This is a genomic window from Prauserella isguenensis (assembly GCF_014191605.1).
GTDB classification, from domain to species: domain Bacteria; phylum Actinomycetota; class Actinomycetes; order Mycobacteriales; family Pseudonocardiaceae; genus Prauserella; species Prauserella isguenensis.
This window is the reverse complement of the sequence record NZ_JACHWU010000003.1, coordinates 322,446-345,110: the sequence shown is the minus strand read 5'-3', so window position 1 is coordinate 345,110 and position 22,665 is coordinate 322,446. Positions and strand designations below refer to the sequence as shown.

At 70.2% G+C, this 22,665-nt stretch carries 22 protein-coding genes; 15 read left to right on the top strand and 7 right to left on the bottom strand.

Annotated features, from left to right (window positions below):
- Nucleotides 1-180 precede the first annotated feature (180 nt).
- Nucleotides 181-1,242 (top strand): recombinase RecA, encoded by a 1,062-nt coding sequence (recA, locus tag FHS23_RS14345; protein ID WP_183654841.1) that lies wholly within the window; start codon nt 181-183, stop codon nt 1,240-1,242.
- Nucleotides 1,243-1,304: 62 nt separating this feature from the next.
- Nucleotides 1,305-1,826 (top strand): RecX family transcriptional regulator, encoded by a 522-nt coding sequence (locus FHS23_RS14340; protein ID WP_183656058.1) that lies wholly within the window; start codon nt 1,305-1,307, stop codon nt 1,824-1,826.
- Between the two features lie 130 nt (nt 1,827-1,956).
- Here the strand turns inward: FHS23_RS14340 and FHS23_RS14335 are convergent, their stop codons facing one another.
- The 4 genes from FHS23_RS14335 to FHS23_RS14320 all read right to left on the bottom strand — a co-directional run bounded on the left by FHS23_RS14335 (nt 1,957) and on the right by FHS23_RS14320 (nt 5,261).
- On the bottom strand, nt 1,957-2,832 hold the full coding sequence (locus tag FHS23_RS14335; RefSeq protein WP_183654839.1) for an amino acid ABC transporter permease: 876 nt from the start codon (nt 2,830-2,832) through the stop codon (nt 1,957-1,959).
- Nucleotides 2,829-3,497, bottom strand: a complete 669-nt coding sequence (locus FHS23_RS14330; protein WP_183654837.1) for an ABC transporter permease subunit — start codon at nt 3,495-3,497, stop codon at nt 2,829-2,831. The genes FHS23_RS14335 and FHS23_RS14330 overlap by 4 nt, the downstream gene beginning before the upstream one ends.
- A gap of 85 nt (nt 3,498-3,582) precedes the next feature.
- The gene (locus FHS23_RS14325) at nt 3,583-4,440 is read right to left on the bottom strand and encodes a glutamate ABC transporter substrate-binding protein (protein ID WP_183654835.1); all 858 of its coding nucleotides are present in this window, start codon (nt 4,438-4,440) and stop codon (nt 3,583-3,585) included.
- Between the two features lie 92 nt (nt 4,441-4,532).
- Nucleotides 4,533-5,261: an amino acid ABC transporter ATP-binding protein gene (locus FHS23_RS14320; protein WP_183656056.1), complete on the bottom strand. Its 729-nt coding sequence runs from the start codon at nt 5,259-5,261 to the stop codon at nt 4,533-4,535.
- A 268-nt stretch (nt 5,262-5,529) separates the two neighbouring features.
- On the opposite strand from FHS23_RS14320, the gene miaB reads away from it, so the two are divergent.
- Nucleotides 5,530-7,014: a tRNA (N6-isopentenyl adenosine(37)-C2)-methylthiotransferase MiaB gene (gene miaB / locus FHS23_RS14315; protein WP_183654833.1), complete on the top strand. Its 1,485-nt coding sequence runs from the start codon at nt 5,530-5,532 to the stop codon at nt 7,012-7,014.
- Complete coding sequence (locus FHS23_RS14310) at nt 7,002-7,484, top strand: Rv2732c family membrane protein (protein ID WP_183654831.1); 483 nt, start codon at nt 7,002-7,004, stop codon at nt 7,482-7,484. Before miaB ends, FHS23_RS14310 begins: the two co-directional genes overlap by 13 nt.
- Before the next feature lie 90 nt (nt 7,485-7,574).
- Here FHS23_RS14310 and FHS23_RS14305 read toward each other — a convergent pair whose 3' ends face one another.
- On the bottom strand, nt 7,575-8,885 hold the full coding sequence (locus FHS23_RS14305) for a DUF349 domain-containing protein (RefSeq protein ID WP_183654829.1): 1,311 nt from the start codon (nt 8,883-8,885) through the stop codon (nt 7,575-7,577).
- Between the two features lie 212 nt (nt 8,886-9,097).
- Here FHS23_RS14305 and FHS23_RS14300 point away from each other — a divergent pair, with 212 nt between their 5' ends.
- The 10 genes from FHS23_RS14300 to FHS23_RS14255 all read left to right on the top strand — a co-directional run bounded on the left by FHS23_RS14300 (nt 9,098) and on the right by FHS23_RS14255 (nt 18,987).
- Nucleotides 9,098-9,805: a class III extradiol ring-cleavage dioxygenase family protein gene (locus FHS23_RS14300; protein WP_183654826.1), complete on the top strand. Its 708-nt coding sequence runs from the start codon at nt 9,098-9,100 to the stop codon at nt 9,803-9,805.
- Nucleotides 9,802-10,710, top strand: coding sequence for a tRNA (adenosine(37)-N6)-dimethylallyltransferase MiaA (gene miaA / locus FHS23_RS14295; protein WP_183654823.1), 909 nt, complete (start codon nt 9,802-9,804; stop codon nt 10,708-10,710). The genes FHS23_RS14300 and miaA overlap by 4 nt, the downstream gene beginning before the upstream one ends.
- Before the next feature lie 10 nt (nt 10,711-10,720).
- Entirely contained in the window at nt 10,721-11,563 is an 843-nt protein-coding gene (gene dapF / locus FHS23_RS14290; RefSeq protein ID WP_183654820.1) for a diaminopimelate epimerase, read from the top strand.
- A 234-nt stretch (nt 11,564-11,797) separates the two neighbouring features.
- Nucleotides 11,798-13,276: a bifunctional tetrahydrofolate synthase/dihydrofolate synthase gene (folC, locus tag FHS23_RS14285; protein WP_183654817.1), complete on the top strand. Its 1,479-nt coding sequence runs from the start codon at nt 11,798-11,800 to the stop codon at nt 13,274-13,276.
- On the top strand, nt 13,273-13,707 hold the full coding sequence (locus tag FHS23_RS14280; protein WP_183654815.1) for a DUF4233 domain-containing protein: 435 nt from the start codon (nt 13,273-13,275) through the stop codon (nt 13,705-13,707). The genes folC and FHS23_RS14280 overlap by 4 nt, the downstream gene beginning before the upstream one ends.
- Nucleotides 13,708-13,785: 78 nt before the next feature.
- Nucleotides 13,786-15,369 carry an alkaline phosphatase D family protein gene (locus tag FHS23_RS14275; protein WP_183654812.1) on the top strand — a complete coding sequence of 528 codons (1,584 nt, stop codon included), beginning with the start codon at nt 13,786-13,788 and terminating at the stop codon, nt 15,367-15,369.
- Nucleotides 15,370-15,463: 94 nt separating this feature from the next.
- A complete protein-coding gene (gene ndk / locus FHS23_RS14270; RefSeq protein ID WP_183654809.1) occupies nt 15,464-15,874 on the top strand; it encodes a nucleoside-diphosphate kinase in 411 nt (136 codons plus the stop codon).
- 356 nt (nt 15,875-16,230) lie between these two features.
- The gene (locus tag FHS23_RS14265; RefSeq protein ID WP_246382186.1) at nt 16,231-17,184 is read left to right on the top strand and encodes an ABC transporter ATP-binding protein; all 954 of its coding nucleotides are present in this window, start codon (nt 16,231-16,233) and stop codon (nt 17,182-17,184) included.
- A gap of 136 nt (nt 17,185-17,320) precedes the next feature.
- On the top strand, nt 17,321-18,124 hold the full coding sequence (locus FHS23_RS14260) for an ABC transporter permease (RefSeq protein WP_343054001.1): 804 nt from the start codon (nt 17,321-17,323) through the stop codon (nt 18,122-18,124).
- Between the two features lie 5 nt (nt 18,125-18,129).
- Nucleotides 18,130-18,987 carry an ABC transporter permease gene (locus FHS23_RS14255; protein ID WP_183654803.1) on the top strand — a complete coding sequence of 286 codons (858 nt, stop codon included), beginning with the start codon at nt 18,130-18,132 and terminating at the stop codon, nt 18,985-18,987.
- 21 nt (nt 18,988-19,008) lie between these two features.
- On the opposite strand, the gene FHS23_RS14250 is transcribed toward FHS23_RS14255, so the two are convergent.
- Nucleotides 19,009-19,569 (bottom strand): TetR/AcrR family transcriptional regulator C-terminal domain-containing protein, encoded by a 561-nt coding sequence (locus FHS23_RS14250; protein ID WP_183654800.1) that lies wholly within the window; start codon nt 19,567-19,569, stop codon nt 19,009-19,011.
- 100 nt (nt 19,570-19,669) lie between these two features.
- On the opposite strand from FHS23_RS14250, the gene bioB reads away from it, so the two are divergent.
- The gene (bioB, locus tag FHS23_RS14245) at nt 19,670-20,737 is read left to right on the top strand and encodes a biotin synthase BioB (protein ID WP_183654798.1); all 1,068 of its coding nucleotides are present in this window, start codon (nt 19,670-19,672) and stop codon (nt 20,735-20,737) included.
- Between the two features lie 3 nt (nt 20,738-20,740).
- Here the strand turns inward: bioB and FHS23_RS14240 are convergent, their stop codons facing one another.
- Nucleotides 20,741-22,294, bottom strand: coding sequence for a S8 family serine peptidase (locus FHS23_RS14240; RefSeq protein ID WP_183654795.1), 1,554 nt, complete (start codon nt 22,292-22,294; stop codon nt 20,741-20,743).
- Nucleotides 22,295-22,665: the final 371 nt, after the last annotated feature.

The window sequence follows — 22,665 nt, the reverse complement described above, 5'->3', positions numbered from 1 at the left end:
GATTCAGCGTGAGTCGCGCCGACTGTCGGACCCCGCCCGTAGTGTCGGCCCCGGCGACCGGCACACGTGCCCCGGCATGCGTGCACCGACTCGGTGCCGGCACGAGCACGACCCGGACAAGCAACGTCGGATACAGCAACGTCGGATACAGCAACCGCGAAGGCCAATGAGGTGGGTTCCATGGCAGCAGCATCGGACAAGGGTGCACCGGACAAGGGCAAGGCGCTCGACCTGGCGCTGGCCCAGATCGACAAGCAGTTCGGCAAGGGCTCGGTGATGCGACTGGGCGAGGACACCCGTCCGCCGGTCGAGGTCGTCCCGACCGGGGCCATCGCGCTCGACATCGCGTTGGGTATCGGCGGTCTGCCGCGTGGCCGGGTCATCGAGGTGTACGGCCCCGAATCGTCCGGTAAGACCACCGTGGCGCTGCACGCCGTGGCGAACGCGCAGAAGAACGGCGGCATCGCCGCGTTCATCGATGCGGAGCACGCGCTCGACCCGGAGTACGCCAAGGTCCTCGGTGTCGACACCGACGCGCTGCTGGTGTCGCAGCCGGACACCGGTGAGCAGGCGCTGGAGATCGCCGACATGCTGATCCGGTCGGGTGCGCTCGACATCGTGGTCATCGACTCCGTCGCCGCGCTCGTGCCGCGTGCCGAGATCGAGGGCGAGATGGGTGACTCCCACGTCGGCCTGCAGGCGCGGCTGATGAGCCAGGCGCTGCGGAAGATCACCGGTGCGCTGCACAACTCCGGCACCAGCGCGATCTTCATCAACCAGCTGCGCGAGAAGGTCGGCGTGATGTTCGGTTCGCCGGAGACCACCACGGGTGGTAAGGCGCTGAAGTTCTACGCGTCGGTCCGTCTCGACGTGCGCCGGATCGAGACGCTCAAGGACGGCGGAGAGCCGGTCGGCAACCGCACCCGCGTGAAGGTCGTGAAGAACAAGGTCGCCCCGCCGTTCAAGCAGGCCGAGTTCGACATCCTCTACGGCGTCGGCATCTCTCGTGAGGGATCGTTGATCGACATGGGTGTCGATCAGGGCATCCTGCGCAAGTCCGGTGCCTGGTACACGTACGAGGGCGACCAGCTCGGCCAGGGCAAGGAGAACTCGCGGCGGTTCCTCAAGGACAACCCGGACGTCGCCAACGAGATCGAGAAGAAGATCCTGGAGAAGCTCGGGGTCGGGGCTAAGGTCGACGCCGAGGAGGCCGCGGCCGAGCCTGCGCCCGTCGAATTCTGAGGGGTGTGCCGGTGAACGAACCGGATGCGGCGGGTGCGCGGCGCTCGCGCGCTCGCACCCCGGTGTCCGAGCTGCCCCCGGAGGAGGCGAGGAGGAAGGCCAAGGAGGTCTGCTTCGACCTCCTGGCCGCACGGCCTCGCACCAAGCAGGAACTGCGGTCGGCGCTCGTGCGGAAGGGCTTCGACGGCGAGATCTGCGATGAGCTGCTGCGCAAACTCGACGACGCGGGATTGATCGACGACGCGGCGTTCGCCGAGACCTGGGTGCGGTCGCGCCACACCCACCAGGGCCTGGCCAAGCGGGCGCTGGTCGCCGAGCTCCGGCGGAAAGGCGTCGACAGCGAGGTGGCCGCCGAGGCGGCCGGGGAGATCGACGCGAATGCCGAGGAGGAACGCGCGCGGGACCTCGTCCGCAAGAAGCTGCGGACGATGACGGGTGTCGACGAGCAGAAGGCCACGCGCCGGCTGCTGGGCATGCTCGCGCGTAAGGGCTACCCGCAGGGACTGTCCTACGGCGTCGTGCGCGAGGAACTCCGCAACGTCGGCGCCGAATCGACCCCGCTCGACGACGCCACCCCGGACTGACCGCGCCGCACTGGCCGAAGCCGCGGTGCCGCTGCAGTTGTCGCGTGGTTGAACGACACGGGCCCGGCCGCCTCACCGAGGGTGAGAGCGGCCGGGCCCGTCTTCGTCGGAGCCGAACCGGTCGGACCGGCTACGCGTTGCGGCCGTTGTCGTCGACCGGCTTCACCACGGCGCCGGAGCTCGTCTTGCGCTGCCGGGACCATTTCTCCAGCCAGCCCGCGGCGGCCGTGAGCAGATTGTTCAGCAGGATGTAGATCACCGCGACGACCGTCATGGTGGCGATCGTGTTCGCGAAGTAGTTGTTCGCGATCGGCCGGATCTGGCTGAACAGGTCCATGAAGCCCAGCGCGGCACCGCCCAGTGCGGTGTCCTTCACGATCACGACGAGCTGGCTCACGATCGCCGGTAGCATCGCCGTGACGGCCTGCGGCAACAGGACGTTCGTCATCGTCTGTGTCTTGCGCATGCCGATCGCCTTGGCCGCCTCGGTCTGGCCCGCGGGCAACGACTGGATACCCGCACGCACCACCTCGGCGAGCACCGCTCCGTTGTACAGGACCAGCGCCGTGACCACGGCCATCAGCGGCCGGTAGTCCGAGTCGACATCGGTGTACTCGGAGTAGAACTCGTTGGCGAAGAACATGAGGATCAGCACGGGGACGGCGCGGAAGAACTCCACCACGGCCCCGGCCGGCACGCGGATCCACACGTGATCCGACATCCGGAGGATGCCGAACAGCGACCCGATGGGCAGCGCGATCGCGATCGCCAGTCCTGCGGCGATGAGCGTGTTCAACAACCCCGGGAAGATGAAGGTCGTCCACACCTGTCCCTCGGTGAAGAAGGGGCCCCACTTCTGCCAGGTGAGCTGATCCTTCTCCACCAGCGTGGCGATGATCCACCAGCCGACGCCGGCGAGGGCCAAAAGGAACAGCACCGTGTAGACGGCGTTGCGTGCCTTGGCCTTCGGGCCGGGCACGTCGTAGAGGACGGAGGGAGCGCTCATCGTTTCACCGCCGCTTTCTTGGCGACCCGGCCCATCAGGAGCCCGACGGGCAGGGTCAGGATCACGAAGCCCATCGCGAAGGTCATGAAGACCAGTCCGATGACGTCGCTCTCGTTCTCGATCATCTCGCTCATCAACAGTGAGGCTTCGGCGACGCCGATGGTGCTGGCCACCGTCGTGTTCTTGGTGAGCGCGATCAGCACGCTGGTCAACGGGCCGATCACGGACCGGAACGCCTGCGGCAGCACGATCATGCGCAGGACCTGTCCGAAGTTGAGGCCCAGCGCCCGCGCTGCCTCGGCCTGTCCGACCGAGACGGTGTTGATGCCCGAGCGCAGCGACTCGCACACGAACGTCGACGTGTACAGCACGAACCCGAGAACGGCCAGCCGGAAGTTGGTTGTCGTGATGGTGCCGCCGCCCAACGCGACGTTCAGGGTCTGGTACAGACCGAGGGACATCGCGATGATGACCAGGGTCAGCGGGATGTTCCGCACGATGTTGACGTACGCCGTGCCGAACGCCCGCATGATGGGGACGGGGCTGACCCGCATCCCGGCGAGGATCGTCCCCCAGATCAGCGAGCCGATCGCCGAGTACACGGTGAGCTGGACGGTGACCCAGAAGGCGCCGAGTATGTCGTACTCGGTCAGAAAATCGAACACGTGGTGCTCCTCCGGAGACCGAACGAGCCCGGGCCGACCCTGTTGAGGTGGGCCCGAGCTCGATCCGGTGTCTGTCTCAGGTCAGTTACTCGACCACTTCGCCGACGGTCGGCGGCTCCGGGACCTCGTAACCGGCCGGTCCGAAGTGCTTCTGAGCGGCCTTCTTCCACTCGCCGGAGTCGATCATTTTCTGGATCGCCTCGTCGAGTGCCTGCTTGCCCTCGCTGTCGCCCTGACGCAGGCCGATGCCGTAGTTCTCGTTGCTGAGCTCGGCGCCGACCAGCTTGAACTTGCCGGGCTGCTGGGCCGCGTAGCCGGCCAGGATCGTGTCGTCGGTGGTCATCGCGTCGATGGCCTTGTTCTCGACACCGGTGAGGCACTCGGAGTAGCCGCCGTACTCCTGCAGCTGTGCGTTCGGGGCGAAATCGTCGCGGACGTTCTGCGCCGAGGTCGAACCCTTGACCGAGCAGAGCTTCTTGTTCTTGTTGAGGTCTTCGGCGCCCTGGATCGAGTTGTCGCCCTCCCGCACGAGCAGGTCCTGGTGGGCCAGGAAGTACGGCCCCGCGAAGTCGACCGCCTTGTCGCGTTCCGGCGTGATCGAGTAGGTGGCGACGATCATGTCGACGTCGCCCTTCTGGATCATGTTCTCGCGCTGGGCGGAGGGTGTCTCGACGAACTCGATGTCGCCCTCCTCGACGCCCAGCTCCTTGGCCACGTACTTGGCGACGTCAACGTCGAAGCCCTCGTACGAGCCGTTCGGCTTCTTCAGTCCGAGCCCGGGCTGGTCGATCTTCACGCCGATGGTCAGCGCACCGTTGTCCTCGGCGCGCTGCACGAGCGACTTGTTCGCGTCCTCCTCGCTGTTGGGCTGGCCGCAGGCCGCGAGCGTCAGGCCTACCGCCGCCACCAGGGCGCCGGTACGCAGTACTCGGCTGAAACGCATGTCGTGTTCCTTCCATGTGGTTCGCCCCGCCTGCGGCGGGTCTCCGGACAGGCCCCCCTCAGCGGCGCCTCGGGGCCGGTGTGCATGTGGAATCAGTGGGTGAGGATCTTGCCGAGGAAGTCCTTCGCCCTGTCGGATTTCGGGTTGGAGAAGAAGTCCTCGGGGGTGGAGTCCTCGACGACCTCGCCGTCGGCCATGAAGATCACGCGGTGGGCGGCCCGGCGGGCGAAACCCATCTCGTGCGTGACAACGACCATCGTCATCCCCTCGTCGGCGAGCGAGGTCATCGTGTCGAGCACCTCTTGCACCATCTCGGGGTCCAGCGCGGAGGTCGGCTCGTCGAACAGCATGACCTTCGGCTTCATGGCCAGCGCCCGCGCGATCGCCGCGCGTTGCTGCTGGCCACCCGACAGCTGTGCCGGGTACTTGTCGGCCTGGTCGGCGATACCCACGCGTTCGAGCAGTTCCATCGCGGTGGTGCGGGCCTCGCTCTGCGAGATCTTGCGAACCTTGACCGGGCCGAGCGTGACGTTCTCGACGATCGATTTGTGCGCGAACAGGTTGAACTGCTGGAACACCATGCCGACGTCGGCGCGCAGCGCGGCGAGGGCCTTGCCCTCGGCGGGCAGCGGCTCGCCGTCGACCTCGATCGAGCCCGAGTTGATCGGCTCGAGGCGGTTGATGGCGCGGCAGAGGGTCGATTTACCCGACCCGGACGGCCCCAGAACGACCACGACCTGCCCGCGCGGGACCTCGAGGTTGATGTCCTTCAGTACGTGCAGGTCGCCGAAGTACTTGTCCGCGGAGACCGCCTTGATCATCGGTGGGGTGGTGGCCGTGGACGCGTCGCCGGAGCCGGACGCCTCGGTACTCAATCTTGCCTCCATAACGGTGAGCTGCCGGTTCGACGAGCATGTCCGGCAACCCCGAGATTGAACACCATGGGGTCAATCCCGGTGCGCCATTTAAGTCAAATCGCAATCTTTCACTCCGGTTTTGCCTACTGCGCGTGACCGGAGTCGCTGGGCGGAGAGCCTAAGCCACCCGGGCCCGCGGCGCTGAGTCGAGGGGCTGTTTACCCTGGAAGGCGTGACCCGCTCGTACTCCATCCGCACTTTCGGCTGCCAGATGAACGTCCACGACTCCGAGCGTCTCGCGGGACAGCTGGAGGATGCGGGGTACGTCGCGGCGGCCGAGGGCGACGCCGCCGATGTCGTCGTGCTCAACACCTGTGCCGTGCGGGAGAACGCCGACAACAAGCTGTACGGCAACCTCGGTCACCTGCGCGCCCGAAAGAACGACAACCCCGGCATGCAGATCGCGGTCGGCGGGTGTCTCGCCCAGAAGGATCGCGGCGACATCGTCAAGCGCGCCCCCTGGGTCGACGTGGTGTTCGGGACCCACAACATCGGTTCGCTGCCGACGCTGCTCGAGCGCGCCCGCCACAACGCCGAGGCCGAGGTCGAGATCCTCGAGGCGCTCGAGACGTTCCCGTCCACGCTGCCCGCCCGGCGCGACTCGGCCTACTCGGGCTGGGTGTCGATCTCGGTGGGCTGTAACAACACGTGCACGTTCTGCATCGTCCCGTCGCTGCGCGGCAAGGAACGCGACCGCAGGCCGGGCGAGATCCTGGCCGAGGTCGAGGCGCTCGTCGCCGAGGGCGTGCTCGAGGTGACGCTGCTCGGCCAGAACGTCAACTCCTACGGCGTCGAGTTCGGCGACCGGCACGCCTTCGGCAAGCTGCTGCGCTCGTGCGGTTCCGTCGAGGGGCTGGAGCGCGTGCGGTTCACCTCGCCCCACCCCGCCGCGTTCACCGACGACGTGATCGACGCGATGGCCGAGACGTCCAACGTCTGCCACCAGCTGCACATGCCGCTGCAGTCCGGTTCGGACCGGATCCTCAAGGCGATGCGCCGCTCGTACCGCTCGGAACGGTTCCTGTCCATCTTGGACAAGGTGCGGACCGCGATGCCCGACGCCGCGATCACCACCGACATCATCGTCGGCTTCCCCGGGGAGACCGAGGAGGACTTCGAGCAGACACTCGAGGTCGTCCGTCGGGCGCGGTTCTCGAGCGCGTTCACGTTCCAGTACTCCAAGCGGCCCGGCACGCCCGCCGCCGAGCTCGAGGGCCAGCTGCCCAAGGAGGTCGTCCAGGAGCGCTACGAACGCCTCGTCGCTCTCCAGGACGAGATCTCCTGGGAGGAGAACCGCAAGCAGGTCGGCAAGCGCGTCGAACTGCTCGTCGCCACCGGCGAAGGCCGCAAGGACGCCGAGACGCAGCGCATGAGCGGGCGCGCCCGGGACGGACGGCTCGTGCACTTCACCCCCACCGGCCCCGAGATCGACACGGCAGTGCGGCCCGGCGACATCGTCGAGACGACGGTCACCTACGCCGCACCGCACCACCTCGTGGCCGACGGCGACCTGCTCAGCCACCGCAGAACCCGCGCGGGCGACAACGCAGAGGCGGGACAACGGCCCAAGACCGACGGCGTCAGCCTCGGCCTGCCGAGCTTCGGCCAACCCGCCGAACCGGTGGCGGCCACCACGGCGACGGGATGCGGACTGTGACCGACGAGGAACGTGACCACGCGGTCGAGGAGCTGGGTGCCGACGTCGACGCGACGTTGTCGAAAGCGGCCAAGACCATCGAGCCCGGCCGGTCAGGGTTCGCCATCGCGGTCGTCGTGTTCGTCTCGCTCATCACTCTGCTGCTGCCGTGGGCGGGCGGTGAACCCGGCTGGCGCATGTTCGTGGGCGCCGGCGGCGCTATCCCGCTGCTGTTCGCATCCACCAGTGCGCTGTTCGGCGTGCTCGGCTCCGCCGCGGCGCTCGTCACGCGCCGCTGGGGGCTCAGCTGGGTCTGCACCGTCGGCTGCTGGGTGTCGTCGGTGGACGGGCTACTGGCCATCTGGTCGCAACAGTCGTCGCCCGTGAGCGGCCACCCCGGTACCGGCCCGGGCTTCGGCATGGTCCTCATGTGGATCTGCGTGGCGGTCCTGGCCGTGCAGTGGACGCGCCTCGCCTGGTCGCGTACCTGAGCGACGCCGACCCGCCCGTGACGGTCGGCGAGGTCGCGTGCGGTGACGCGACCCGCCTGACACGGGGCGCATCACCCGCCACGGGTGCGCTCAGCGGTCCGCGATCGCGGCCTCCGCAGCCGACAGCCACTCGCGCCACTGCGCCGCCTGCTGCTCGGCCTTCGCGGCCCGCTTCTCGTCCCCGGAGCTACGGGCCTTGGCGGCCTGGTCCTCGAACTGCTCGACCTTCTCCCGGAACTGATCCACGCGCGCCTGCGCCTCGGGGTCGGTCCGGCGCCACTTCGCGTCCTCGGCGCCGCGCACGCGGTCCTGCACCGCCTTGAGCCTGCCGTCGAGCTCGCGGATGCGCTCCCGCGGCACCTTGCCGATCTCGTCCCACTGCTCCTGAATGCGCCGCAGCTGCGAGCGGGCCGCCTCCAGGTTCGCCGACGGGTCGATCTTCTCCGCCTCGGCCAGCAGTTCCTCCTTGCGGGAGGCGTTCTCGGCGAATTCGGCGTCCCGCTCGGAGAACGCCGCGGCCCTGCGCGAGAAGAAGGCGTCCTGAGCGGCGCGGAACCGCTGCCACAGTGCGTCGTCGGAGTCCTTCGGCGCCCGGCCCGCGGCCTTCCAATCGGCCATGAGCTGCTTGTACCGCGCGGCCGTGGGGCCCCAGTCGGTCGACTCTGTCATCGACTCGGCCTCGTCGATGAGCTCTTCCTTGCGCCGTTTCGCCGTGGCGCGCTGCTTGTCCAGCTCGGCGAAGTGCGAACCCCGCCTGCGGTTGAACGCCTCGCGTGCCTTCGAGAACCGTTTCCACAGTTCGTCGTCGGTCTTGCGGTCGATGCCCTTGATCGTCTTCCACTCGTCGAGGATCGCCTTGAGCCGGTCGCCCGCCCACTTCCACTGGGTCGACTCGGCCGCGATCTGCTCCGCTTCCGCGGCAAGTTCCTGCTTCCGGGCGACGGCCTCGGCGCGGGCCTGCTCCCGCTTCTCCTTGACCTGCGAGACCGCCTGCTCGGCGTGGGCGATCACGGCGTCCAGCTTCGCGGCCAGCGCATCGACGTCGCCGACGACGGCGGCGTCGGGGAGGCCGTCCTTGAGCTGAGTCGCGCTGCTCAGTGCCTGCTTCGGGTCGCCGGCGCCGGAGGAGAGGCGGGTCTCGAGCAGCTCCACCTCGGTGCGCAGGTCGTCGAACCGCCGCGCGAAATGGACCAGGCCTTCCTCGGCGGTACCCGCCTGCCACACGCCGACCCGTCGCTCACCCTCCGAGGTGCGGACGAACACCGCGCCCTCGTCGTCGATGCGGCCCCAGCGTTCGGGATGCGATTCCGCCGAGGGAACCGTGGATGCGGCCTGCGTGTGCGGCACCTCGCTGGGTGCCGGGACGTGCGTCGTGTTCTCCGGGGTGTTCTGCTCGGCCATGGCCGGCTCCTTCTCACCTAGGCCCGTGGGTGCGGGCGCCCCGCCGCGGGCGGGGCCGGGTGGTGCTGTTGGTGTCGCTGCCTGGGATCGCGCGCGATCCGGTGGGTCATGTTGTCCGCATTCAAACAGGTCAGCGCGGTTCTCGGTACTCCGTTGCCGGAAGAATGCCTCAACGCGTCCCGCGGAAGGGGTCACCGGTAACCTCTGGACGCGTGATCTCGTGTGCCGTCGTGGTTCCCGCTGCGCCGCTTCTGGTGCCCGAGCTCGTTCCGGGTACCCGGCTCGCCGACGAGGTGCGTACCGCCGCCGTCGCCGCGGCGTCCCGCCTGCCCGCGCGATGGGTGGCGGTGGGTGCGGGTGACGCCGAGAGCGCGCCCGTGACGGTCGCCGCCGATCGGGCGGGCACGTTCCGCGCGTTCGGCGCCGACGTGGTCGTGCCACTCGGCGAGCACGCCGTGGGACAGCCCGAGGACCTGCCCCTTCCCGCGCTCGTCGCCGCGTGGTTGCGGGTGCGTGCGGGTGCGGGGTCGGTGCGCACGGAGCTGATCGCCGGGGACGCGAGTCCCACCGACTGTGTGATGCTCGGCGAAAAACTCGCCGCGTTCGACGACGACGGCGGCCCGGTCGGTCTGCTGGTGGTCGGCGACGGCTCCGCGCGCCGTGACACCGCACCACCCGGTGAGGAGGACGCGCGGGCAGAGGGCTTCGACGCGGCCGTCGCCACCGCGCTGGCCCGCGCCGACACGCAGGCCCTGCTCGACATCGACCCCGCCCTGGCCGCCGAACTCCGGGTGGCGGGCCGCGTCCCGTGGCAGGTGCTCGCAGGCTTCGCACGCGGCGGCGCCTGGCGCGGTGAGCTGCTCTACTCCGACGCCCCGCGTGGCGTGGGCTACCACGTCGCCTACTGGGAGGGCGCATGAGCGTCAGGCCGGTCGCGGTCGTGGGGCCGACGGCCACGGGGAAGACGGCTCTCGGCGTGGAACTGGCCCTGTCCCTGGACGGCGAGGTCGTCAACGCCGACGCGATGCAGCTGTACCGCGGGATGGACATCGGCACGGCGAAGGCGACCGTGGAGGAACGCCGGGGCGTGCCGCACCGGCTGCTCGACGTGCTGGACGTGACGGAGACCGCGTCGGTCGCGGCCTACCAGCGGGATGCGCGCAGCGAGGTGGAGCGGTTGCTCGCCGAGGGCCGGACGCCGGTGCTGGTGGGCGGATCGGGCCTGTACGTGCAGGCGGTGGTCGACGACCTGCGGTTCCCCGGCACCGACCCCGAGGTGCGGGCCTCGCTGGAGGCCGAGGCGCAGCGGCTCGGCGCGCAGGCGTTGCACGAGCGACTGGCGGTCCGTGATCCGGACGCGGCGGCGGCGATCCTTCCGGGGAACGTGCGGCGCATCGTGCGCGCATTGGAGGTCATCGAGATCACCGGGGAGGCGTTCTCGGCGAACATGCCGAAGCCCGGAGAACCGCGGTACGGCACCGTGCTGGTCGGCGTGGACCGCGACGTCGCCGCACTGGACGAACGCGTGGACCTGCGCGTGGAGCAGATGTTCGCCGACGGGCTCGTCGACGAGGTGCGCGCGCTGGAACGGCAGGGCCTGCGGGAGGGCAGGACCGCATCGCGGGCGCTCGGGTACCAGCAGGTGCTGGCGGCGCTCGAGGCCGGGACCGGCGACTTCACGCAGGCCGCCGACGAGACGGCGCAGGCGACACGACGGTTCGTCCGCAAGCAGCGCAAGTGGTTCCGCCGCGACACCCGCATCCACTGGTTCGACGGCGCCGATCCGGAGCTGGGCGATCGCGTCCGGCGCCTGGTGACGCCGTAATCTGGACGGCATGGGTGGAATCGAGTTCCTCAAAGGGCACGGCACGCAGAACGACTTCGTGATCCTGCCCGACGCGGCCGGCGGGTTGGAGCTGACGCCGGAGCGGACCGCCGCGCTGTGCGACCGGCAGCGCGGGCTCGGCGCCGACGGCGTGCTGCGGGTCGTGCGCTCGTCGGCCCTGCCCGGCGACGTGCCCGGCACCGAGGACTCGGCCGCCGAGTGGTTCATGGACTACCGCAACGCCGACGGTTCGGCGGCCGAGATGTGCGGCAACGGGGTGCGGGTGTTCGCGCGCTACCTCGTCGAATCCGGCTTGGAGACGCGGCGCGAGTTCGCCGTCGGCACCCGCGCGGGCGACCGGCCGGTGCAGGTGCACCCGGATCTGTCGGTGACCGTGGCGATGGGCCCGGCGCGGATCACCGGCGCATCGGTCGCCGTGGTCGACGGGCGTGAGCTCTCCGGTGTCGCCGTCGACGTCGGCAACCCGCACTTGGTGTCCACAATGGATGACGACGTCGCGGGTCTGGACCTGCGGGACCAGCCTCGGTTCGACCACGAGTTCTTTCCCGGCGGCGTCAACCTCGAATTCGTCAACACGGTCGAGCCCGGCGCGCTGCGGATGCGGGTGTACGAACGCGGGGTGGGAGAGACCCGTGCGTGCGGCACCGGCACCGTGGCCGCCGTCGCGGCCGCACTGCACCTCTCGGGTACCGACACCGGAACATCCACAGTGGATATCCCGGGCGGGAGGGTGACCGTGACGGTCGACCCCGAGGGTTCGACACTGACCGGGCCCGCCGAGTTCGTCGCCCGCGGCGAACTCGACGCGGGCTGGTGGGCCTCCCTGGCTTGACGCTCCGCGCGTGTCCCGCACTCGGGCCCGCGTGTTCTGCGTTCGTGCACCGGCTGTGGCAGTGGGACCGGCCGGACGTCGCCGAGCGGTGCCTGTCTGAATGAAGGACACGCGCATGGCCGCAGCCGCGCGCCGGCGCGTCGTTGCGGGGCGGTGGCTGGGCGACGGGCGGGAGCAGGACACGCGGCACGTAGACTCGGACCCGCCAGTGCAGTACCAGCAGGGAGTGTGTGCGTGTCGGACGACGAGCAGGAGTTTCCGCCCGAACTCACCGAGGGCGACAACTTCATCGCCGGTCCGTTGCCGGACGATCCCGAGCCGCCCAGCGACGAGGACGAGGCCGCCATCGAGCAGCAGTCCCGGCGCGAGCTGCAGATCGTCGAGGCCGAACTGAACGAGCGATGGCCGGAGACGAAGCTCGAGCCGTCGCTGACGCGCATCTCCGCGCTGATGAACCTCCTCGGTGACCCGCACCGCACGTACCCGGTGATCCATGTCGCCGGGACCAACGGCAAGAGCTCGGTCGCACGCATGATCGAGGCGCTCATGACGCGGATGGGCCTGCGCGTCGGGCGCTACACCAGCCCGCATCTGCAGCTCGTGACCGAGCGGATCAGCATCGACGGGCAGCCGATCTCCGCCGAACGCTACGTCGACACCTACCGCGACGTCGCTCCGTTCGTGCAGATGGTCGACCAGGCCGGTGGTGCCGACGCGCCGCCGATGAGCAAGTTCGAGGTGCTCACCGGCATGGCGTTCGCCGCGTTCGCCGACGCGCCCGTCGAGGTCGCCGTGCTCGAGGCCGGGATGGGCGGCGCGTGGGACGCCACGAACGTCGCCGACGGCCAGGTCGCGGCCATCACGCCGGTCGGCATCGACCACGCCGAGTACCTCGGCGACGACCGCGCGACCATCGCGGGCGAGAAGGCGGGCATCATCAAGGCCGGTTCGGTGGCCGTGATCGCCGAGCAGCAGGAGGACGCCGAACGCCCACTGCTGGAACGTGCCGTCCAGGTCGACGCCGCCGTCGCACGGGCGGGCAGCGAGTTCACCGTGCTGGAGCGCACCAAGGCCGTCGGCGGCCAGATGCTCACCATCCAGGGCCTCGGCGGCGTGTACGAGGAAGTGTTCCTGCCGCTGCACGGCAAGCACCAGGCCGACAACGCCGCGCTGGCTCTGGCCGCGGTCGAGGCGTTCTTCGGCGCGGGCAAGGAGCGGCAGCTCGTCGGCGAGTCGGTGCGCGAGGCGTTCGCCGAGATCGTCACGCCGGGCAGGCTGGAACGTGTCCGTGCCGCGCCCGCGGTGCTCGTCGACGCGGCGCACAACCCGCACGGAGCCGCCGCGCTGGCCGCCACGATCGACGAGGAGTTCGCGTTCCGCAGGCTCGTCGGCGTCATCGGCGTCCTCGAGGACAAGGACGTCCGCGGCATCCTCGAGGCGCTCGACCCCGTCGTCGACGAGGTCGTCATCACCGTCAACTCCTCGCCGCGGGCCATGCCGGCCGAGCAGCTGGCCGAACTCGCGATGGCCGTGTTCGGCGAGGAGCGGGTGACGGTCGAGCCCGCGCTCGACACCGCCATCGAGACCGCCATCAGCCTCGTCGAGCAGCCCGACGACCCCGAGGAACCCCTCTCCGGCGGCGGTGTGCTGGTCACCGGTTCCGTGGTCACCGCGGGCGAGGCCCGCACCCTGTTCGGCAAGGAGCCCGCATGAGCGACGACGGCGCCACTTCCGCGGACCCGGCGGGCGCCGGGCCGGACGGCGACGCTCCGGCGCCGGCGACCGACCCGATGAAGGGATTCCGCGGTGTGCAGGCCGGGACGCTGGTCATCGAGGCCATCGTCGTCGCGCTGGCGCTGCCCGTCGTCGGCACGCTCGGCGACGGTGTGACGAGCTTCCAGGGCTGGACGGTCATGGCCGTTGTCGCGGCGCTGCTCGTGCTGTGCGGTGTACTGAAGCAGTCGTGGGCGGTGTGGGTGATCCTCGGGCTGCACGTCGTGCTGTTGGCGTTCGTCGTGGCCCTGCCGTCGATCGCCGTGATCGGGCTGATCTTCCTCGGGGTGTGGCTGTGGCTGCTCTGGCTGCGCCGTGACGTCGCCCGGCGCATGGCCCGGGGGACGCTGCCGAGTCAGCAGCAGGAGTAGACACCGCAGCAGGAGCCGTTCATCGTCCGGCCACGCTGCGTTGATCCGGTGGCCCTGCCCGCGCGGTAGAAGTGCGGCATGACTGATCTTCCTCCCCACCACGACGTGTCCGTGACCGGCGACGGTTTCGAGCGCCGCAGCCTGCTGAAGGCTGGTGCCGTCGGCGCGGGCGTACTCGCCGCCACCACGCTCACCGGCGGTACGGCTGCCGGGTTCACCCGTTCCGGACGTCCGGTGCTCACCCACGGTGTGCAGTCCGGCGACGTGGACCGGCACTCGGCGATGGTGTGGACACGTGCCGACCGCCCCTCGCGCATGTTCGTCGAGGTCTCCGCCGACCCGTCGTTCCGCCGCAGCCGCGTCGTGCGCGGTCCGGCGCTGAGTCCCGAGACCGGCGGTACCGGCAAACTGCGCCTGCGTGGCCTGCCCACCGGTGCCGAGGTGCACTACCGCGTGACCGCCGAGGACCTGGACGGCCGCGTGACCTCCGAACCGCTCACCGGCCGGTTCCGCACCGCCCCGAAGGGCCGCTCCGACGTCCGCATCACCTGGTCCGGCGACGTGGCGGGCCAGGGCTGGGGCATCAACACCGACATCGGCGGCATGCCCGCGTACACGGCGATGGCCGAGCGCGGGCCCGACCTGTTCCTGCACAACGGCGACACCGTCTACGCCGACGGCCCGCTCGAGGACTCGGTGACGCTGCCCGACGGTCGCGTCTACCGCAACCTCGTCACCGAGGCCAAGTCGAAGGTCGCCGAAACGCTGGACGAGTACCGCGGCCAGTTCGCCTACAACCTGCTCGCCGACAGCGTGCGCGAGTTCTACGCCACCACCGCGAGCTACGTGCAGTGGGACGACCACGAGGTCGTCAACAACTGGTACCCCGGCGAGATCCTGGACCTTCCCGAGTACACCGAGAAACGCGTCGACGTGTTGGCGCAGCGAGCGTTCCGGGCGTTCCACGAGTGGCACCCGATCGACCCGAAGGCCGCCGAGGACGGGCGGGTGTACCGCAACTTCGCCTACGGCGACCACGTCGAGGTGTTCGTGCTCGACATGCGCAGCTACAAGGACCGCAACGACGGCGACGCCCACCGCGACGGTTCCGTGCTGGGCGAGCGGCAGGCGGCATGGCTCGTGCGCGCACTGGCCCGCAGCAAGGCGACGTGGAAGATCGTGCAGGCGGACCTGCCCATCGGCCTCGTCGTCGCCGACGGCGACTCCGGTGACATGGAAGGCGTGTCCAACGGCGTCGGCGGTGCGCCGGGCGGTCGCGAGACCGAACTGGCGTGGGTGCTGTCGGAGATCGCCAGGAGGCAGGTCCGCAACGTCGTGTGGCTGACCGCCGACGTGCACTACACCGCCGCGCACCACTACGCGCCGGAACGTGCGAGCTTCACCGACTTCGCCCCGTTCTGGGAGTTCGTCTCGGGTCCGCTGCACGCGGGTGCGTTCGGCCCCAGCGAGCTCGACGGCACATTCGGCCCGGAGGCCGTGTTCACGCACGCACCGCCTGCCGACGGGCAGAACGCCTCGCCCATGGAAGGCTTCCAGCACTTCGCAGAGATCAACGTGGACGGACCGAGCGGCGCGCTGACCGTCGACCTGCGCGACGGCACCGGCGCCTCCCTGTGGTCGAAGACCCTGCAGCCGGAGTGAACCGGGCAGGCCGCTTCCCGCCCTCACGAGAAGGCGCGGGGAGGGGCCGCTACGCTTTTTCCACTACCGTTTTGTGTTGAAGGAGAAATACCCCGTGACTGAGCGCACGTTGGTTCTGGTCAAGCCCGATGGCGTCAAGCGGGGCCTGGTCGGTGAGGTCATCTCGCGCATCGAGCGCAAGGGACTGTCGCTCGCCGCGATGGACCTGCGCACCGTCGAGCGTTCCGTGGCCGAGGAACACTACGCCGAGCACAAGGACAAGCCGTTCTTCGGCGAGCTGCTCGAGTTCATCACCTCGGGCAAGGTCGTGGCCATGGCTGTCGAGGGGCCGCGGGCGATCTCCGCGTTCCGTCAGCTGGCAGGCGGCACCGACCCCGTCGAGAAGGCGACGCCGGGCACGCTGCGCGGCGACTACGCCCTCGAGACGCAGTTCAACCTGGTGCACGGCTCGGACTCGCCCGAGTCGGCCGAGCGCGAGCTGAAGCTCTGGTTCGGCAGCCTCTGAGCTTCTCGGCGCGTGCTTCGGGCGTGCTGAGCCGCGCCTGAACATTCGAGACACGGTGGCCGCTTCCTCCCGGGAGGAAGCGGCCACCGTCGTTCGTCAACGGCATCCTGGCGCTGGTGCTCCCCGTTGCCGCGTTGGCGTCGGCGACCCCGGCGGTGATCGCCGCCCGCTCGGGCGGTCGGCCATCGCCATCGCCACGACCGCGTCGGCGCTTGCCGTGGCCGCCGTTCCGGTGCGCTTCCCGATCCGGTTGGTGATGTGACACCGGGCTCGGACCGGTCCGCCTGCCATGTCCACATCCGTCGTTTCCTGTCGGTGGGTTGTGGCAATGTTCGGCGGGTGAGCGGTGAGAGCACATGAACGGTGAGGCGGCGGCCCCGATGGTGGGCGCGCCGATGGTGGAGGCCAAGGCGCTGGTGAAGCGCTTCGGCGACGTCGAGGCGGTCCGCGGGATCGACGTGCAGGTGCGCACGGGCGAGGCGTTCGGTTTCCTGGGGCCGAACGGTGCGGGCAAGTCGTCGACGATGCGGATGATCGCGTCGACCTCACCCCGGTCCGACGGCGACCTGCGCGTGCTGGGCATGGACCCCGACGTCGACGGGCCGCGGATCCGTGCGCGCCTCGGTTCGGTGCCGCAGCAGGACACGTTGGACACCGAGCTGACACTGCGGCAGAACCTGCAGATCTACGGCCGGTACTTCGGCATGTCGCGGGCGGACGTGCGCCGCAAGGCGACCGAGCTGATGGAGTTCGCCCAGCTTTCCGAGCGCGCCGACGGCCTGGTGGACGCGCTGTCCGGCGGCATGAAACGGCGGCTGACGATCGCCCGCTCGCTCGTGAACGATCCCGACCTGCTGCTGCTCGACGAACCGACCACCGGGCTCGACCCACAGGCGCGGCACATGTTGTGGGACCGGTTGTTCCGCCTCAAGGCCGGTGGCGTCACGCTCATCATCACCAGTCACTACATGGACGAGGTCGAGCAGCTGTGCGACCGCCTCGTCGTCATGGACGACGGCCGCATCGTCGCGGAGGGGTCGCCTTCGGAACTCATCGCCCGGTACTCGACCCGTGAGGTGCTCGAGCTGCGGTTCGCGCCGGGGGAGCAGGGTGGCATCGCGGCGCGGGTGGCGGAGTTCGGCGAACGGGTCGAGGAGCTGCCGGACCGTGTGCTCGTCTACACCGGAGACGGCGAACGCGCGCTGGAACAGGTCCACGGCCGGGACGTGCGACCGGTGTCGAGCCTCGTCCGGCGCAGCACGCTCGAAGACGTCTTCCTGCGTCTGACCGGCCGGACGCTGGTGGACTGACATGGCGAACGGGGGAACGGCGAGCGGCGGCGCTACGGGCAGCGGCACCACGGGCACAACGGGCACAACGGGCACCACGGGCACAACGGGCACCACGGGCACAACGGGTGCGACGGGCGCGACGGCGCGCGTGGAGATCGGATCCCGCTCGGCCGGCCGCGTCGTCGGATCGTGGCGCGCGGCCTGGCTGCGGGTGGAGGCGCACTGGACGTGGTACCGGCGGTACTGGCGGTCGAGTCTGTATTCATCGGGGCTGCAGCCGGTGCTGTTCCTCGCGGCGATGGGCCTCGGTTTCGGTTCCCAGGTCGAGGCGGGCCCGGCCACCGGCGGGCTGGCGTACGTGCACTACGTGGCGCCGGCACTGCTGGTCGCGGGCGCGGTGCAGAACGCCATCGGTGAGTCGAGCTATCCCGTGCTGTCCGGCTTCAAATGGCAACAGGACTACTACGCGGTGACGGCGACGCCCGTGACGGCGGGGCAGCTGCTCGGCGGGCAGATCATCTGGATCGTGCTGCGAGTGGGCATCGCGTGCGTCGTGTACACGCTCGTCGCGCTGTTGTTCGGCGCCTGGCTGAACGCGGGGGCGCTGCTGGTCGTCCCGATCGGCGTGTTCGCCGCCGTGGCGTGCGGCGTGCCGATCATGGCCGTCGCGGCGACGACGTACAACGAGGGGGAGCGGTTCGCCGCCATCTTCCGGTTCCTCGTCATGCCGATGATCCTGTTCTCCGGCACGTTCTTCCCGATCGAGCAGATCCCCGCCGCGGTGCGGTGGCTCGCCTGGATCTCACCGGTGTGGCACGGCACCGAACTCGCGCGCGGCGTGACGCTCGGCGGACTCGGCGGCTGGCCCGCGCTCGGGCATCTCGCGTTCCTCGGCGTGCTGGCCGGCTTCAGCGCGGCACTGGCGCGACGCTACTTCTACCGGCGACTGGTGGTGTGACGCGGATGGCCCCGACGACCTCGGCGACGACCCGCGACGCCACCCCCACGGCATCCGCACGGCGCGGCCTGCTGCTGCGGATGCTGCCCGCACCGCTGTACACCGGGCGTGCGCGGGCGCTGCTCGAACGCTCGGCGATGGTGTACTCGCGGGCCTGGCTCGTGTTCGTCTCCGGTGTGGTGGAACCGCTGCTGTACCTGCTGGCGTTCCAGGTCGGCTTCGGCAAGCTCGTCGAGGAGGTCACCGGCCCCGGCGGTGAGACGATGAGCTACGTCGCGTTCGTCGCACCGGCGCTGCTGGCCGCCTCCGCGATGAACGGCGCCGTGTTCGACTCGACGTTCAACGTCTTCTTCAAGTTCCGCTACAACAAGACCTACGACGCGATGCTCGCGACGCCGCTCGGCCCGCTCGACATCGCGCTCGGCGAGATCGGCTGGGCCGTGTTGCGCGGCGGGCTGTACGCGGTGGCGTTCCTCGGCGTGATGGCCGGGTTCGGGCTCGCCACCTCGCCGTGGGCGCTGCTGCTCGTGCCGGTGGCGCTGCTGGTGTCGTTCGCGTTCGCCGCCATCGGGATGGTGTGCGCGACGTTCCTGAAGTCCCCGGCGCAGTTCGACTTCGTCCAGCTCGCCGTGATGCCGATGTTCCTGCTGTCGACGACGTTCTACCCGCTGTCGGTGTACCCGGAGCCGCTGCAGTACGCGGTGCAGTGCCTGCCGCTCTACCACGGCGTCGAGCTGACCCGGGGACTCGCCGTCGGTGTGCTGGACGTGAGCATGATCGGCCACGTCGCGTACCTGCTCGTGCTCGCCGCGGCGGGTGCCTACTTCACGGCGAAACGGCTCGCGGGCCTGCTGCTGCGGTGACGTGCCCTCGCCGGGACCCGGTCAGTCCGGGACGGCGATGCGAGCGCGCAGGCCGTCCAGCAGGAGACCGAGCGACCGGTCGAGCTCGGGCGGGTCGCCGAGCCCGCGGTCGATCGCGCCCGCACTCGCGGCCTGCAACGCCGTCTGTTCCTCGGCGGCGTGCCCGAACACCAGGTGCAGCAACGCCCGTGCCCCCGTCTCGACCAGATCGGCGGGCAACCCGCCGTCCCGCAGCGCCGTGCGGAGCCGTTCCGCGGGACCCTCCGCGCCGAGCCCGAAGGTGTGCGCGGTGACGACGACCTCCGCCCCGTCGCGATAGGCGAGCATGGCATCGCGCAGTTCGGTGCAGATCTCGACCACGCGGTCGTCCCAGCGGTGAGCCTGTTCCGGCCGCCTGCCCCGCGCCAGGACCTCGTCGGCGACCGCGGCCAACAGCGTCTGTTTGTCGGGCACGTGGTGATACAGCGCGCTCGGCTGCACCCCGAGTTCCGTTGCCAGTCTGCGCATCGTCAACGACTCGAGGCCGTACTCGTCGAGCACGGTGATCGCGCGCGCCACGACGTCGGCCCGGCTGTGCCGCATTCGGCTCCTCTCGCGCCTTCCCATTGACCGAGCATTCTGCACCACCCTAACCTGAACACTGTTCAACTGAACACTGTTCAGGTTCCTGTGTGGAGGGTGCATGACCGACTTCCAGAACCTTGCGGCCGCGGTGCTGGCGGGGAATCCGGCCGCCAGCGACGACGCATTGGCCGTCCTGCGCGCCGATGACGCCGAGCTGATGGACGTCGTCGCAGCTGTGGGCAGGCTGCGGCGCCGGTACTTCCGCAACACGGTGAAGGTGAACTACCTGGTCAATCTGAAGTCGGGGATGTGTCAGGAGAACTGCAACTACTGCTCGCAGGCGCTCGGCTCCGAGGCGCCGATCCTGAAGTACTCGTGGCTCTCGCCCGAGGAGACCCTGGAGCAGGCGGGCGCCGGAATCCGGGCCGGTGCGAGCCGGGTGTGCCTGGTCGCCTCGGGGCGGGGGCCGTCACGACGCGACGTCGACCGGGTCGCCGAGACGGTCGGCGAGCTCAGGCGGAACCATCCGGACGTGGAAGTGTGCGCCTGCCTCGGCCTGCTGCAGGACGGGCAGGCGCAGCGACTCGCCGACGCGGGTGTCGACGCCTACAACCACAACATCAACACCGCGGAGAGTCACCACGACGCCATCGTCCAGACCCACACCTACGCGGACCGCGTGGACACCGTGCGGAAGGCGGCGGGTGCGGGGATGTCGCCGTGCTCGGGTCTCATCGCGGGGCTCGGGGAGACCGACGAGCAACTCGTGGAGGCCCTCTTCGCGCTGAAGGAGCTGGGATCGGACTCGATTCCGGTGAACTTCCTGATGCCGTTCGAGGGCACGCCGATGGCGGGCACCTGGGAACTCACCCCCGCACGCTGTCTGAAGATCCTGGCGACGGCGCGGCTGGTCTGCCCCGACCGGGAGATCCGCATCGCCGGTGGCCGGGAGATGCACCTGCGTTCCCTGCAGGCCGCGGCCCTGCACCTCGCCAACTCGATCTTCCTCGGCGACTACCTCACGTCCGAGGGCGAACAGGCGCAGGCGGACCTGCGGATGATCACCGACAACGGCTTCGTGGTCCAGGGCTCCGCGGACGAGCTCGCCCAGCGGGCACACGTGGTGGAGACCGGGCCCACGATCCGGCAGCGCGGTGCCGGTACGGGAGTCCTGCCGAACGCGTGAGGCTCAGTGCGCACCGTCGAGCCGGACCAGCAGCCGGTGCACCGCGTGAGCCGTGTAGGCGGCGCCGATGTTGACCATGCCGCTGCCGTAGTGCGCCTCGTCCCCACGCGGGCCGGTGCAGCCACCGTCCTCGCGGGCGGTGCCGGAACAGTGGATCGGACGAGCCTGCGCCTGCAACATCCGCCCCAGCGTCGCGGGGGACGAATCCCCGGAACGGGCGGCGGCCAGGAGTGCGGCCGCCCCGGCGACGTGCGGGGCCGCCATCGAGGTGCCGCACAGCCGGTCATGGCCACCGGGCACGGTCGACAACACGCAGTGGCCTTCCGTACCGCCCGGCGCGGCGAGGTCGATCACGGCCCTGCCGTAGGAGCTGTAGTCCGTCGCGGCGCCGTGGTGGTCGACGGCGGCGACGGTGACCGCCTCTCTCAGCCCTGCGGGCACGGCGACGCAGGACCGGGCGAGGTCGTCGACGCCGCTCCCGCCGCTGAGCTCGCTGTGGGGAAGAGGGTCGAGATCGAAGCCGTCGTTGGTGGCCGCCGCGACGGTGAGCGTTCCCGAACGCTCGGCGAACTCGACCGCCCGGGACACGGCCTCGTGCACGACGCGTCGGCCGCGGCTCGCGGCGCACGACACGCCCGACGGTGCGACGGTGACACTGCTGTTGGCGACCGCCATGCCGTGCCGGGCCGCCCACACGTAGCCGCAGACGGCGGCCTCCGGCGTCACGTAGCCCTCGTCGTCCACGACGCGCAGCGAGGCGAGCCGCACTCCGGGCGCGGTACCGGTGACGCCGTGACCGTCGTCGGCGGCCCCGATGATTCCCGCGACGTGGGTTCCGTGTGCCGACTCGCCCGCCGTCCACGACGAGCGGCGCCGGTCCGGGACGCCGCCTACGCAGCCTGCCGAGGCGGCCGGGTCGACGGCCCGGGCAAGGTCGGGGTGCGTGTCGTCGATGCCGGAGTCGAGGACACCGACGGTGACGTCCGCCAGGTCGGCCTGCGCCGAGCGGGTGGGGTCCGTGCCGGAGTCGGGAGCGTCGGCCATGCGCAGGTTCCACTGCTCCCGGGTCCGGTCGGATGCGCGGGCGCCGGCACCGTCGCCGTTCGGGCCTCGCCGTCGGTCCCCGGGTCCGGTATCGCCCGTGGAATGGCCACCGGCGTCGTCCCGGCCCGCGGCAGCCTGCCCGTTTCGGGTATCGCCGTGGCGGCGCGTGTGCGTGCTCGTCGCGGTCGCGGAGCCCCGGCGCAGGTGCCGTGCCCGCTCTGCGCTGAACGCCCGATCGCGTCCCAGTGTGTCGTCGAATCCGGGGTCGGCCGACGTCGCGACCGCGATCGCGATCTCGGGAAAGTAGCCGGTGAGGGTGCCGCAGGCGGACTCGACCATGTCTCGTGCGCCGGCCTTCGTCGTGCCCGGGTCGAACACCACGACGTACCGCCACGCCCGGGATTCGGTGTGACAGGTCTCACCGTGTGTGGCGTGAGCCGGTGTCGTGGCCGTCAGATGGGCGGCGACGGCGAGCGCGGCACACACGAGCGGCAGGCTCCTCCGGCCGAGCACTGGACCTCCGTCGATGTCGGAGGGGTGATCGCATCCGCGGCTGTGATCTGCGACAACCCCATGACGCACCGTAGCCAGAGCGGCCGGGCGTGCCAAGTGTCTCGCACCACCCGGGTGACCGGCACCGGAGACGTCGTGGAGGCCGCGCTGCGCAGTGCCCGCCCCGTCGTGTGGGATACTGGATGCGGCCATCGAGCCGTCGTCGCCGGATCAGTACGGCGAACGCAGGGACGGTGGCCCGGTGACGTGCCGGTTCCGGATCCGAGTCGTCGCCGCGGGCACGCGCCATGTGCCTGGCGGCTGGGACGACGTGGACACCGGGCCGGACGCCGGAACGCTGTGTCGACGTCGACGGCTCGGGAGGCACCGAG